Below are 13,520 nucleotides of genomic sequence, written 5' to 3' on the forward strand. Positions count from 1 at the left end.
GTAGATGTGAGAGGAGAAGCAATGGGCACGTTCATGAATCCCGTAATCCCCGGCATGGCCCCGGACCCGTCAATCCTCAGAGTTGGTGATGATTATTATCTTGCCACCTCAACATTCCACTGGAACCCGGCTGTGCAGATCTTCCACTCGACCGACCTTGCAAACTGGGACCTCATCGGCTACGCGCTGACCAAGGGCGAGGTCAACCTCCGCGGCACCAACACCCCCGCAGGCATTTGGGCACCGCACCTGTCCTATGACAAGGCAACCAGGAAGTTCTGGCTCTGCTACTCCCACATGCAGAACATGGCTGGCCGCGAGTTCAACTCAGACTCATACGCCATGTGCGCAGACAGCATCCTGGGACCCTGGTCTAAGCCCATCTACCTCACCTCGATTGGCTTCGACCCATCGCTGTTCCACGACGAGGACGGCAGGCACTACGTCTCAATCCTTGAGTGGGAGACCCGCGACCGCCACCAGGCTCCCGGTCACATTGTGATTGCCGAGGTGGACCTTGAGAGCGGCACCATGGGCGAGTGGCATCGCGTGACCCAAGGCTTCACCACCCGCGGCTGCGTCGAGGCACCCCAGCTCTACAAGCATGATGGCTACTACTACCTGCTGCTTGCCTCCGGCGGCACCGGCTATGGCCACGGCATCGAGGTCGGACGCTCCAAGGGCGTCTTTGGCCCCTACGAGGGCGACCCCACCGGCGAGCCCATCGTGACCTCGCAGCCCGCGCACCTCTTCTCGCTTGGCGACCCTGACGCCGGCCACTTCGAGATGTTCAACCCGCACTCCGCCATGCAGAAGGCCGGCCACGGCTCGCTCGTCTCGACCCCGAACGGCGACTGGTACATCGCGCACCTTATGTCGCGCCCCCTGCCCGGCAAGCTCCTGAACCCGCTCGGTCGCGAGACCTCGCTTCAGAAGGTTGCCTGGACCCAGGACGGGTGGCTGCGCATGGCCGACGGCTCAAACCTCGCAAAGATGGAGGTCGAGGTCGCCGGCGACGTGGAGCAGGACTTCACGCGCTTCGACATCGACGACCACTTCGAGGGCACCAAGCACGACCTGCGCTTCATGACGCCCTACCGCGAGCAGTCCGACGAATGGATAGACGACTCTGAGGACGGCGTGCTCAAGATCTTTGGTCGCAACTCCTTCTTCTCTCAGGTGAACCCCTCGATCATGGCGACCCGCGCCACGTCGATGGACTACACCGTCGAGACCAAGGTGGAGTTCCATCCCACCCATTACTCCCAGGCCGCAGGCCTCGGGCTCTACTACGACTCGAACAACTGGCTCTACGCTCGCCTCTGCCTTGCCAACGACGAGAAGAGCACGGTTCTTCGCGTGCTGCAGGCAAAGCTTGGCGCCCGCATAGACCACGAGTTCTACGAGGTCCCCGTTCCGGATGGCGCCGCACAGATTCGAATCGTCTACAACTATGGCGTCGCCTCGATTTACTATCGCCTGGCCGATGGCGACGCGTGGACCCAGATTTGCGGCGACTTCGACGTTGACTACCTCTCTGACGAGGGCGTCAACGGAGAGCCCGGAGAAATCGGCGGCTTCACGGGCCTATTCAACTTCATCGGCGCGGTTGACGCTCACCAGCATGACTCCTACGGCAGCTTCTTCTACTACACGGTCAAGAACAACTTTGGAGGCGACAGGTAATGGCAGACACCGAAAAGACCGAAGCCGTTGAGAAGAAGGTGGTCATTCCGCTCAAGCGGCTCCTACCAGCGCTCGTCATAGGTCCTGGCTCCTGGCTCAGCCCCTACGTGGTCATGAACAGCCTGTTTTTGCCCTCGCTCATTCAGGAGCTTGACCCCGCGAACAAGGTTGCGACAGTCGCCCTCTTCTCAACGCTCGGCATGATCGTTGCTGCAATCTCCAACATGATTGCCGGTGGCCTCTCAGACCGGACGCACTCGCGCTTCGGCAAGCGCGCGCCCTGGATCATGGGCGGCGCAGCCTGCTTCATGGTCGCGATGATACTTGCTTCCTTCTCCCCCACCATCCCCGTTCTTCTCGCGATGTGGATGGTCGGCCAGGCGGCCCTCAACTTCATCGTGGCGCCCATGGTGGCATGGATCGACTTTGCGCCCGAGGACGGCAAGGGAGCCGCCTCGTCGGCATACGGCGGGCTGGGCATGGCGCTCGGCAACAACGGCTTCAACGTCATCGGCGCGCTGTTCTTGAGCCAGTACCGCCTCGGCTTCGTGATCTTTGGCATCATCTGCTTCGTCGGCGTGCTCATCGCCGTGCTCATCGTGCACGAGCCCTCCAACCTCGACGAAGCCCCGGAGGCAGACGCTGGCAAGGCAAAGGAGAAGAAGCCCGGCAAGGGCTCTATGAACGTCTTCCCGTCATGGTCTGTCGGACGCGACTACTACCTCGCCCTTATCGCGAAGCTCTTCCAGGGCGTGGGCAACTTCGCCATCACCGGCTACATCCTCTACATCATGACCGACTACCTCATGCTCGGCGACGCGACCCAGTCGTCCATCCAGCTCATCAACACGGTCATGCTCGCCTTCGGCATCGCGATGGGATTTCTCGCCGGCCCCGCATCGGACAAGCTCCACCTGCTGAAGCTTCCCGTCGGCTTCTCCACGATCTTTCTGGCTATCGCCGCCCTCTGCATGTTCTTCATCCGCAGCACGGCCGGCATCGTGCTCTACGCCGTGTTCGCAGGTCTTGGCATGGGGCTTTGGAACTCCCTCGACAACCTGCTCAACCTCCGCGTGATTCCCGACAAGAACAGCGTCGGCTTCTTCCTAGGCGTCTATAACCTCGGCAACACCGTGACCCAGGCCATCGCGCCGATCATCGCCGCCGCCGTCATCAGCACGGTTGGCTACGCAGGCGTGTTCTTCGTCTCAATCGTCTTCTCGCTCATCGGCGGCATCTGCATGCTGAGCATCCGCTCCGTGAAGCGCTAAGGCTGCCGAGCGCAGGAACCAAGAGCTTCCATCCGGAGAGGCGCGCTGCCCTGAAAGGAGCGGCGCGCCTCGGCTTTCTCTCTCGAATCCGGCCCCATCGCGCCGCCATGAGGTCCTCCTGGACTTCCCTATGCCAATCCCTCGAACGCTCAAAGAGGGACCGCATGCGCGCTCCCGGGGGCTATCATTGTAAAAAGACTCCGGCAAAGGAGGTCGCCATGGCAGCGTTTGACCGCGTAAGCTGCGGCATCGAGGGTCTTGACCGCGCGCTCGACAACATCAGGATGGGCGACAACGTGGTCTGGCAGGTGTCGTCGCTCGACGACTTCCGCCCCATCTGCGATGCCTTCGTACGCCAGGCCACCTCTGACGGCAGGAACCTCGTCTACATGCGCTTCGCCTCGCACTCGCGGCTGGTTCCTGAGAACGCGCCCGGCGTGAGGGAATACCGGCTGGACCCGCTCCGCGGCTTCGAGACCTTCACGGCGCAGGCCCACGACGTAATAAGCCATGAGGGGCGGGACGCCTTCTACGTCTTTGACAGCCTGTCCGACCTGCAGGTTGCCTGGTCGGCGGACATGACGATGGGCAACTTCTTCCGCCTCACCTGCCCCTACCTCTTCGAGCTTGACACCGTCGCGTACTTCCCAGTGATTCGCGGCGAGCACTCCTTCGCCGCTATCGCCAAGATCCGCGACACGACGCAGCTGCTCATCGACGTGATGCCCGACGAGGGCGGCCTGTTCGTGCACCCGCTCAAGGTCTGGAACCGCTACTCGCCCACCATGTTTCTCCCGCATCGCCTCGACCTTGGGACAGGCGAGGTCAGGACGCTCACCGCAGGCGTCGACACGAGCCGCTTCTACACGCGCATGAGCGAAGAGATGCAGGACGCGCCCGATAGGAACGTAGACTCATGGGACCGCTTCTTCTCGCGCGCCCGCGAGGACTTTGAGCATGGCGAGCTGCCAGAGACGACGCTCGCGCGCATGTGCAACATGATGATGACCAAGGACAAGCGCATGCGCGAGCTCGTGAAGCGCTACTTCACGGCCCCCGACTACTTTGACGTGCGCCGCCGCATGGTGGGGACCGGCATGGTCGGCGGCAAGGCGTGCGGCATGCTGCTCGCGCGAAAGATCGTCGAGAGGGAGCTGCCCGACCTCGCAGGGCTCTTCGAGCCGCACGACTCCTTCTACGTCGGCACCGACGTCTTCTACACCTTCATCGTGGAAAACGGCCTGTGGCCGCTGCGCATGGAACAGCGGGGGGATGGCTACTTCTCGGTCGCGCCGCAGCTCAGGCGGGGCATCGAGGAAGGCGAGTTTCCCGCCGAAATCCGCCAGGCGTTCTCGCGCATCCTCGACTACTACGGGCAGTGCCCCATCATCGTGCGCTCGTCGAGCTACCTCGAGGACGGCTTTGGCAACGCCTTCGCGGGAAAGTACGACTCGGTCTTCCTCCCCAACCTCGGCTCGCCGGCGGAGCGCCTCTCGGAGTTCGAGCACGCGGTCAAGATCGTCTACGCGTCGACGATGAACCCCTCCGCGCTGGAGTACCGCAAGCTCAACGGGCTGGATGCCTCGGAGGAGCAGATGGCGCTGCTCGTGCAGCGCGTGAGCGGCTCGCGCTACGGCGACGGGCTCTTCATGCCCACGGCGGCGGGCATCGGCTACTCCAGGAGCGCCTACCGCTGGCTTCCCGACATGGACCCCGACGCGGGGATGCTTCGCCTGGTCATGGGCCTGGGCACCAAGGCCGTCGACCGCACCGGGCGCGACTACCCGCGCATCGTGAGCCTCGACAGGCCGACGGCCACGACGATGACCACCGACGCCGAGCGCCACCGCTTCTCGCAGCGCACCTGCGACCTCATCGACCTCAACGCCAACGCCTTCGTCGAGCGCGACTGCACCGAGGTGGCCTCCTACATGCCCGGAATCGCAAAGCGCGCCGTGATGGAGCATGACCGCTCGGCCGAGGAGAGCCTGCGCAGCCGCGGGCAGACCAAAGAGGTCCTCTTTGCCTCGTGCGCGGGCCTGGCCGCGAACCGCCGCTTCACGAAGGCGATGTCGGCCGTCCTCAAGGCGCTCAGGACGGCCTACGACTACCCCGTCGACATCGAGTTCACGGTCAACGTGGGCGAGACGGAGGGCGACGCCGGCGAGTTCGTCATCAACCTCCTGCAGTGCCGACCGCTGCAGTCTCTCTCTGGGAGCGCGAATGTGGACATCCCGGACGTGACCGCCGGGCCCACGCTTCTGCGCTCGTCCTCCACGTCTATGGGAAACTCCGTGGACGAGAAGATTGGGCTCGTCTGCTACGTCGACGCGAAGGGCTACCACGACTGCCCCTACGCCAAGAAGCTCGCCGTAGCGCGCGCCGTGGGCGAGGCCGGCGCCATCGCCAAGCGCGAGAGCGCGACGGCCCTGCTCATCTCGCCGGGAAGGATAGGCACCTCGTCGCCCGATCTGGGCGTAGGGGTCAGCTTCGCGGAGATTGCGCCCTTCTCGGCGATCGTCGAGTATGCGGACGCGAAGGAAGGGTTCTCGCCTGAGCTCTCCTATGGAAGCCACATGTTCCAAGACCTCGTGGAGGCAAACATCCTCTACTGCGCCGTCCTGGGGAACGACCACGGCACGACCTTAGACCTGGGCTCTCTCGATGGCCTGCCCGAGCTTTCGCTTAGGGCCAGCGAGAAGGACGAGGACGTCGCTGCCGCAATACACCTTCTCGACGTGCGCGGCAAAGAGCTAAAGCTTCGGCACGACATGATGAGCGGCCGCACCCTAATTGCCTTCGATAGGCCTCTCTAGGCGACCCTACGAGGCGAGGTCCCAAAGCCGCCCGTAGAGCTCGTTTCCCAAAAGCCATCCTCGCTTGGTGGGGCGAAGCGCCCCGTCAAGGTAGCCGTCTGCGACAAGGTCGTCGAGCGTGGCGTCAAGCCGCTCTCCGATAAGCTTGCGGGCATGATTGACAAGCGAAGGTTCAAGTCCAGCTGTAAGGCGCGCGCCAAGCATGAGGTCTTCGGCCGCAGCCTCTCGCTCGCTCAAGAACTCGAGGTCAAAGGCTAGATCGTCCAGGCATCGGGCATCCGCGAGCTCGACGGGGCTGCTGGTCACGGTAAGCCTCACGCGAGACTTACCCTGAGGTAGAGCCTCAAGGTGGGGACAAGCCTCAAGGAGCCTCAAGTAGCCCTCAGCCGAGAGCATGCTGGCCGCGCCCGTGCCAAGGCCCAGATAGGGAACGCCTGTCCAGTAGGCTACGTTGTGGCGGCACTGGCAGCCAGGCAAGGCGTAGCTTGCCACCTCATAGCGAGAAAGGCCGTGCTTCTCGATAATCGAGCGCGCCTGCTCCATGCGCTCCGCCTGCACGTCGGGATCGTTCCACGCGGGGTTTGAGTCGCCCACGCGACGGGCAAGCGCCGTGCCGTCCTCTATTACCAGCGGATAGACGCTCACATGTCCCACGCCAAGAGAGAGCGCCTGCTCGAGCGTTGCCTCCCAGCTCTCGCGAGTCTGAAGCGGAATCGCGCACATGAGGTCACATGAGACGTCAAGGCCGCTCGCCACCGCCGCGGCAACGCGCTTGCACGCCTGCGCGGCAGTGTGGATTCGACCCAACTGAGCAAGCTCCTCGTCATCAAGGCTCTGGACGCCAATCGAGACTCTCGTGGCGCCTGCAGTGACAAGCCATGACAGGAGCGCATCAGAAAGCGAGTCAGGGTTGGCCTCGCAGGTGAGCTCCCTGATCTGGGGCGCCGCGCCCTTCACGCACGACACAAGCGAGACGAGCCCCTCTCCGAGATAGCTCGGCGTGCCGCCGCCCACGTATGCCGTCTTGCAGCCATCGAGAAGCCCAAGGTCGCGCGCCTCGGAAACGAGCCTCTCAAGGGAGCGCTCGTAGCCCCCCATAAGCGGGTCGTCGCAGGGCGTTCCCCACGAGGCAAAGTCGCAGTAGGCGCACTTCCTCTTGCAGAATGGCACATGCAGGTAGAGTGCCTGCGCCGACGGCAGGTGCAGCCTCACATCCCAGCTTTCCGCCATAAGCCTCCTCAAGATGTGGTTCCAGAGCCTCTTGAAGTATACGTTTACAGCCTCCGCAAAAATAAGCGTGCGGGGCCGGAAGGTCCGGCCCCGCAACGCGCTTGAGGGGGAAGGCTATTGTACGGGCTGCCTCCTAGGTCAGAGGACAGCGATGGGCCTCGCCTATTCGGAAAGGGCCTGGTTGATGGCGTCGGCGATCGCCGAGGCGTCATCGCCTTCGCGCAGCAGCTTCTTGAAGCCGTCGTCCATAAGCAGCGTGGCGGCCTTCGCAAGCAGTCGCAGATGCGTGGTGCCGGCTTCTGCCTCGGGGACGAGAAGCGCCATGGCGATGTCGACAGGCTTTCCGTCAAGGCTCGGCCACTGAAGCGGCGTCTCATTCTTGAAGACGACAAGCGACGCCTTCTCGATTGCCGCCGTCTTGCAGTGAGGGATGGCAAAGCCATCGCCCATGCCCGTCTGGTCTATCCCCTCGCGAGCAAGAAACCCCTGGTAAACGCTGTCGACATCTTTCGCGACGCCAAGCTTCACGGCGAGCTCGGAAATCGTGTGCAAGGCCTCGTCCCTGGAGCTTGCCCGCTGATGGAGAAGGACGTTGTCCTTGGTGATGAACGTGTCCATATGTGATGCTCCTCTCAATACCTCAATTGATCTCTTTGCCTCATTGGCGACCGAGCGCACCGGGCGCCTACTTCAAGAAGTCGCGCACCCGCACGACCACGGAATCTGCATCCAGGCCGTACTTGTGCAGCAGCTCGACGGCAGGGCCAGACTCGCCAAACGTGTCGTTCACGCCCACCTTGCGCACTGGCACAGGGCAGCGCTCCGAGAGCACCGAGGCGCACGCCTCGCCCAGACCGCCAATCACCGAATGCTCCTCCACGGTCACCACGTGGCCAGTCTTGGCGGCAGACTCGCACAAGAGGTCCGCGTCGAGCGGCTTTATCGTGTGCATGTCGATGACCTCGCAGGAGATTCCCTCGCCGGAAAGCGTCTCGGCCGCTTCCAGCGCCGCAGGCACCATGAGACCGCAGGCAACAAGCGTCACATCGGAGCCGCTCCTCTCCACAAAGCCCTTCCCCACCTCAAAGCGGTAGTCTGCCCTGTCGTGAACGACCGGCGCCGCAAGGCGACCAAGCCGCAGGTAGACAGGACCTTCCGCCTCGTAGGCGGCGCGCACGGCGGCGTGCGTCTCGACGTCGTCGGAGGGCACGATCACGGTCATGCCAGGAATCGTGCGCATGAGGGCGATGTCCTCGCAGCACTGGTGCGTGGCGCCGTCCTCTCCCACCGAGATGCCGGCGTGCGTGGCGCCAATGACGACGTGCAGATGCGGGTAGCCGATGGAGTTCCTGACCTGCTCGAAGGCGCGCCCGGCGGCGAACATCGCGAAGCTGCTGGCGAAAACCTTGTGCCCCGTCGTGGCGATGCCTGCGGCCACGCCCATCATGTTCTGTTCGGCGATGCCGCAGTCCAAGAAGCGCTCGGGATAGGCGGCCTTGAACTTTGCGGTCTTGGTGGCAGCGGCCAGGTCGGCGTCGAGCACCACAAAGTCGTCGTGCTCGGCACCCAGCTCCACAAGGGCGTTGCCATAGCTGTCGCGCGTGGCAATCTTCTTCACGTCTGCCATCGTCTACGCCTCCTTAGCGAGCTCGGCCATGGCCTGCTCGTACTGCTCGTCGTTGGGGGCCTTGCCGTGCCAGCCCACCTGGTTCTCCATGAACGAGACGCCCTTGCCCTTCACCGTCTCTGCCACGATGCAGGTGGGCTTCCCCTTGGTGGCCCTCGCCTCGGCGAAGGCGGCGCGCAGCTGGCCGAAGTCGTGGCCGTCGGCGACCTCCACCACGTGGAACTTGAAGGCGCGGAACTTGTCCGCGATGGGCATCGCCGAGTTGACCTCCTCTATGGGGCCGTCTATCTGCAGGCCGTTGTGGTCGACGACGACGCAGAGGTTGTCCAGGCCCAGGTTGCCGGCGAGCATCGCCGCCTCCCAGACCTCGCCCTCCTCGCACTCTCCGTCGCCGAGCAGGGCATAGGTCCTATAGCCCATCCCCCACTGGCGCGCCCCGAAGGCCATGCCGACCGCCGCCGAGATCCCTTGCCCGAGCGAGCCGGTGCTCATGTCCACGCCGGGCAGATCGTTCATGTTGGGGTGGCCCTGCAGGCGGCTCCCGACGTGGCGCAGCGTCTCCAGCTCGCCTTTGGGGAAGTAGCCACGCTCGGCGAGAACCGCGTAGAGCGCGGGCGCGCAGTGCCCCTTCGAGAGCACGAAGCGGTCGCGCCGAGGGTTTCTCGGGTCGTTCGGGTCGACGTCCATCTCCTCGAAGTAGAGGTAGGTGAGGATGTCGGCCGCGCCGAGCGAGCCGCCCGGGTGGCCGGACTTGGCCGCGTGGACTGCGGTGACGACGCCCTTGCGGACCTCGTTTGCCGTGCGCGCGAGCTCTTGGTCATTCATCGTCTTTCTCCCCTCTTGGTACACACGCTGTGGTTTCTAGAAAAAGGCGGCGGGAGCGGTCATGTGCCCCTGCCGCCATACAGGTCATGCATTGCGTAGCCGCGACGTCGCGTTATGCCTGACCGGTGACCTTGGCCCAGTCCTTGGCGAAGCCCTCCAGGCCGCGGTCGGTCAGCGGATGGTGCACGCACTTCTTGAGCGCGGCGAAGGGCACGGTGGCGATGTCTGCGCCCATGAGGGCCGCCTTCACGACGTGGTTGGGCGTGCGGACGGAAGCCGTGATGATCTCGGGGCCGCCCTCCTGCTCCCAGTAGCCGTACTCGTAGTTCTTGACGGCGGTCACGACGTCGTTCAGGCGGTCGATGCCGTCCTCGGCGATGTCGTCGAAGCGGCCGACGAAGGGGCTGATGTAGCGGGCTCCGGCACGCGCGGCGAGAAGGGCCTGGGCTGCGGAGAAGACGAGCGTCATGTTGACGCGGATGCCCTCGGAGGCGAGCTGGTGCGTGGCAGGCAGGCTCTCCTCGCAAATCGGCAGCTTCACGACGATGTTGGGCGCGAGCGCGGCGAGGCGACGACCCTCGGCGATCATGTCCTCGGTGGTCTCGGCGGTCGACTCTGCGGAGACGGGCACGTCCTTGCCCACAATCTGGCAGATCTTGACCATGTGGGGCTCGAAGTCGGCGAGCTTGCCGCCCGTGCGGGAATAGAGGGTCGGGTTGGTGGTGACGCCGGAGAGGATGCCCCAGCTGGCTGCCTGCTTGATCTCGTCCAGGTCGGCGGTGTCGATGAAGAACTTCATGGTGTTTCCCCTTTCTTCGATATCGTGCAAACGTTTCTTGCAAAGAGCTCGCGTTGATTCGAGCTAAAGCGAGGCAGGAGAAGCTCCTTTAGGCCTCGAGCACCTTCTCGATGCGCGTGGTGACGCCCTTGAGGTTGAGGCCCACGACGTACTGGCGCAGCGGACGCTTGATGTGCTCGACGACGAAGCGCTGGCCGTCGATGTCCTGTGCGGCGAGGTTCTTGTAGAGCTTTGCGATCTGCTCCTTGACCTCGGGGTCGTTGAAGGCGTAGTGGCCGGAGATGTCCAGAATCTTGAGGGAGAGCTCCTCGTTGGCCAGGATGTCGTCGACCTGCAGGTTGACGTCGTCGCCGGTCATCCACTTGCGCCAGCGCTCGGTCTTGATGGCCTTGACGAGCAGGACGTTCTTGAGGTCGGACGGGTCGTCGCACAGGCCGTTGTCCACGAGCAGCTGCTCTACCTGGCAGAGCTTCAGATAGGCCCGGGTCTCCTCGGTGCCGTACTGGGGCGCGACGTTGGAGGCGGTCACGTGAGCGGGAATGTGCTCGAGAAGGGTGACGTCGTCGAGGTAGTCGGCGTTATGCTCCTTCAGGCCGACGCCGTAGCGCTTTGCCATGTCGGCCAGTGCGCGGGCGTTCTGGTAGTTGTAGTGGCCTACCTGCTCGGTGAGGCGCGTGAGGGTTCCGGTCTGGCCGACGATGAAGGTGGGCATCGGGCAGCCGCGCTTCTCGAGCTCGGGCTTGAGCTTGGAGATGAACTCCTCGTACTTCTCGGTGGTGGTCAGGCCGCCGTTGGTCTCCTCGGTGCCGACCTCGTAGGCAACCTCGGGCAGGTTGTTGGCGCGACGGTACTTCTCGAGGTAGTCGATCAGGTCGACGGTGCGGCGAAGGACGGTCTCAAGCGGGATGACCTTGCCGATCTGGTAGGGATCCTTGGTCGGGTCGACCATCAAGAGGTCGAAGCCGGCGTCGATGTCGGCGACGAAGGACTTGCGGGCGAGCTCCATGGCCTCGTCCTCGGGCAGGTGGGCGTTGCGCTCCTCGTCGCGCTGCCAGGGGCCGCCGTGGTCGCGGCAGAGGTAGTAGGGTCCCGTGTAGCCCACCTCGTCGGCGACCTTCTTGATGTCGGCGGCGAAGCGCTTCTGGTCCCAGCCGTTGACGTAGCCGGCGCCGAACTCGTCCTTGTCCACCTGGTTGCGGGAGGCGATGAACATCAGGGGGAAGTCCTCGTCGCGAGCGAGCTCGAAGGCCGCCTGCAGGAGGTTGGATGACATGGGCCCGATGCCGAGCATCGTCGCGTGGTCTCCGGTGTCCTGAAGCTTGAGCATGCCCTTGACCGCCTGGTTGATGGTGAGTTTCTTGGTCATTTTGAGACACTCCTTTCCCTAGCGCGGCCGCCTGGGGCCGTGCCTGGAAGCTGGTTGCTTTGCTTTTTGCTTGGTGTTTGAAGAGGTCGGCTAACCCGACCGGCTATGTGGGCCGCACGCCCATCTGGCTGCTACTTCGCGAGCTCAGGCTCGGCGTCCTTCTCGGACAGCTTCGGCTTCATGGCAATGAGGATTGCCGCGGCCACGGCAGAGCCAATCACGATGTCGAGGCAGTAGAGAGGGATGTTGTTGGTGGCCATGCACACGATGAATCCGCCGTGGGGAACGTAGCACTCGATGCCCTGAGCCGCTGCCAGCGCGGCGCCCACTGCGGAGCCGATGCAGATGCCAGGGGCGACATGGCCGAAGTCCTTGACTGCGAAGGGGATGGCGCCCTCGGTGATGCCGATGCAGCCCATGAAGATTGCGGAGATGCCCATTTGCTGGTCGGCAGCGTCAAACTTGTTGCGGGCGATAAGGGCTGCGACGCCGCAAGCGATGGGCGGGATGGCGACTGCCACGCGGAACATGCCGTTGGGTCCATAGACGCCTGCGGTCATGAGTGCCATCGTGAAGGTCGAGGCCGTCTTGTTGACTGGGCCGCCCATATCGAACGCGGTCATGATTCCGATGACGATGCCGAGCACGACCGCGGAGCCACCCTGCAGGCTGCCAAGGACGTCAGTGAGCCATCCCATGACAAGGGACAGAGGATAGGCGAGCACGTAGATGTAGAACATGCCAAGGACGAATGCGGTCAGAATCGGGATGATGAGGACGGGCATGATCGTCTGGATCGTGGAGTTGACCTTCCAGGTCTTCATCCAGCGAACGAAGTAGCCCACGAACACCGCCATGACCATGGCGCCCAGAAATCCCGTGGAGACGTTCACGTCGCCGACCGCGACAGGATTGTTCACAAGGTATCCCAGTACGAAGCCCGGGCCCAAGGCAGGCTTGCCCGCTATCGAGTAGGCGATGTAGGCCGCCAGCACGGGAATCATCATGTTGATGCCGGCCGTGCCGATCAGGTTCAGGTTCTTCATGAACGGGTTGGTGATCTCCATGCCGCTTTCCCCGGCAGTGCCGGATGCAAGCGAGAATGCGAGAAACACGCCACCGATAACGACTACAGGGATAAAGTACGAAACGCCGGTGTTGAACGCGTTCAGCAGGGTCTTGCCGAAATCGTCGAAGATTCCCGCCTTCTTGCCTTGGGACGCCGCCTCATCTGCGGCCTTCGCAAGCTCAACCGCTTGGTCCATGACCTTGCTGACGTCAGAGATCGTGTCTGCGGTCCCGACCTTCAGGTACCTGCCTTCGGACTGCTTCTGCTCAAAGCGGTCTCCGCCTTCGATTCCCACATCAATCGAGCAGATGACCACGTCAGCGGAGTCAACGTCCTCTTGGGTCAGCGCGTTCTCGATGCCGAGGCCACCCTGAGCCTCTACCTTGCATTCGAAACCACGCTTCTTGCACTCCTCCTCGATTGCTTTCTTTGCCATGTAGGTGTGAGCGATTCCGACCGTGCAAGCGCATACCCCGACTACTTTCATCCTCTCCTCCTCTTTTCTCTCAAAAAAGTCCCATCCAACTACCGTTCGCCGGTTTGCGTCGCGATCGCTTCACTGGCAGCCCCTCAAGCAACTTGCTTGGCTACATTATTGGGTCTGGAGCCTGCATTCTCAATTCAATTTCGGCAAACGCGCAGGTAGATGCCTATGTTTGCCTATTTCGTCAAGCGTTTAACTAGGGTCGATTTCTCTTGAATTTCATAACTCTCAAAATGTCAAGAAATATTTTCTTAAATCGGCAAGTGGAGTTAACCACCATTCGGGAGCCAAACAATATGAAGGAATCGTGAATTGGTACTATAGATAGGAATGCGGAAGGAGAGGTC

The 13,520-nt window shown here is 62.9% G+C and carries 10 protein-coding genes; 3 read left to right on the forward strand and 7 right to left on the reverse strand.

The window, feature by feature from the left end; all coding sequences use genetic code 11:
- The first annotated feature begins 21 nt into the window (after positions 1-21).
- The 3 genes from ACOYJL_RS01665 (at position 22) to ACOYJL_RS01675 (ending at position 5,773) form a co-directional block, all read left to right on the forward strand.
- Entirely contained in the window at positions 22-1,686 is a 1,665-nt protein-coding gene (locus ACOYJL_RS01665) for a family 43 glycosylhydrolase (RefSeq protein WP_433568466.1), read from the forward strand.
- Positions 1,686-2,957, forward strand: coding sequence for an MFS transporter (locus ACOYJL_RS01670; protein WP_433568467.1), 1,272 nt, complete (start codon positions 1,686-1,688; stop codon positions 2,955-2,957). Before ACOYJL_RS01665 ends, ACOYJL_RS01670 begins: the two co-directional genes overlap by 1 nt.
- Before the next feature lie 218 nt (positions 2,958-3,175).
- Positions 3,176-5,773, forward strand: a complete 2,598-nt coding sequence (locus ACOYJL_RS01675) for a PEP/pyruvate-binding domain-containing protein (RefSeq protein WP_433568468.1) — start codon at positions 3,176-3,178, stop codon at positions 5,771-5,773.
- Positions 5,774-5,779: 6 nt separating this feature from the next.
- On the opposite strand, the gene ACOYJL_RS01680 is transcribed toward ACOYJL_RS01675, so the two are convergent.
- From ACOYJL_RS01680 to ACOYJL_RS01710, 7 genes are all read right to left on the reverse strand, one after another.
- The gene (locus ACOYJL_RS01680; RefSeq protein WP_433568469.1) at positions 5,780-7,003 is read right to left on the reverse strand and encodes a coproporphyrinogen-III oxidase family protein; all 1,224 of its coding nucleotides are present in this window, start codon (positions 7,001-7,003) and stop codon (positions 5,780-5,782) included.
- A 162-nt stretch (positions 7,004-7,165) separates the two neighbouring features.
- Complete coding sequence (locus ACOYJL_RS01685; protein WP_433568470.1) at positions 7,166-7,621, reverse strand: PTS sugar transporter subunit IIA; 456 nt, start codon at positions 7,619-7,621, stop codon at positions 7,166-7,168.
- A 67-nt stretch (positions 7,622-7,688) separates the two neighbouring features.
- On the reverse strand, positions 7,689-8,630 hold the full coding sequence (locus ACOYJL_RS01690; RefSeq protein ID WP_433568471.1) for a transketolase family protein: 942 nt from the start codon (positions 8,628-8,630) through the stop codon (positions 7,689-7,691).
- A gap of 3 nt (positions 8,631-8,633) precedes the next feature.
- Entirely contained in the window at positions 8,634-9,455 is an 822-nt protein-coding gene (locus tag ACOYJL_RS01695) for a transketolase (RefSeq protein WP_433568472.1), read from the reverse strand.
- Positions 9,456-9,567: 112 nt separating this feature from the next.
- A complete protein-coding gene (locus ACOYJL_RS01700) occupies positions 9,568-10,254 on the reverse strand; it encodes a transaldolase family protein (protein ID WP_433568473.1) in 687 nt (228 codons plus the stop codon).
- A gap of 88 nt (positions 10,255-10,342) precedes the next feature.
- A complete protein-coding gene (locus ACOYJL_RS01705; protein WP_433568474.1) occupies positions 10,343-11,620 on the reverse strand; it encodes a class II D-tagatose-bisphosphate aldolase non-catalytic subunit in 1,278 nt (425 codons plus the stop codon).
- Positions 11,621-11,751: 131 nt separating this feature from the next.
- Positions 11,752-13,176 (reverse strand): PTS fructose transporter subunit IIC, encoded by a 1,425-nt coding sequence (locus tag ACOYJL_RS01710; RefSeq protein ID WP_433568475.1) that lies wholly within the window; start codon positions 13,174-13,176, stop codon positions 11,752-11,754.
- Positions 13,177-13,520 lie beyond the last annotated feature (344 nt).

The organism is Tractidigestivibacter sp., from assembly GCF_050946515.1.
Taxonomy (GTDB): Bacteria; Actinomycetota; Coriobacteriia; order Coriobacteriales; family Atopobiaceae; genus Tractidigestivibacter.

Bases quoted from the DNA above. Each gene is read 5' to 3' on its own strand.
- ACOYJL_RS01665 (WP_433568466.1), top strand. From the start codon at position 22: ATGGGCACGTTCATGAATCCCGTAATCCCCGGCATGGCCCCGGACCCG.
- ACOYJL_RS01670 (WP_433568467.1), top strand. From the start codon at position 1,686: ATGGCAGACACCGAAAAGACCGAAGCCGTTGAGAAGAAGGTGGTCATT.
- ACOYJL_RS01675 (WP_433568468.1), top strand. From the start codon at position 3,176: ATGGCAGCGTTTGACCGCGTAAGCTGCGGCATCGAGGGTCTTGACCGC.
- ACOYJL_RS01680 (WP_433568469.1), bottom strand. From the start codon at position 7,003: ATGGCGGAAAGCTGGGATGTGAGGCTGCACCTGCCGTCGGCGCAGGCA.
- ACOYJL_RS01685 (WP_433568470.1), bottom strand. From the start codon at position 7,621: ATGGACACGTTCATCACCAAGGACAACGTCCTTCTCCATCAGCGGGCA.
- ACOYJL_RS01690 (WP_433568471.1), bottom strand. From the start codon at position 8,630: ATGGCAGACGTGAAGAAGATTGCCACGCGCGACAGCTATGGCAACGCC.
- ACOYJL_RS01695 (WP_433568472.1), bottom strand. From the start codon at position 9,455: ATGAATGACCAAGAGCTCGCGCGCACGGCAAACGAGGTCCGCAAGGGC.
- ACOYJL_RS01700 (WP_433568473.1), bottom strand. From the start codon at position 10,254: ATGAAGTTCTTCATCGACACCGCCGACCTGGACGAGATCAAGCAGGCA.
- ACOYJL_RS01705 (WP_433568474.1), bottom strand. From the start codon at position 11,620: ATGACCAAGAAACTCACCATCAACCAGGCGGTCAAGGGCATGCTCAAG.
- ACOYJL_RS01710 (WP_433568475.1), bottom strand. From the start codon at position 13,176: ATGAAAGTAGTCGGGGTATGCGCTTGCACGGTCGGAATCGCTCACACC.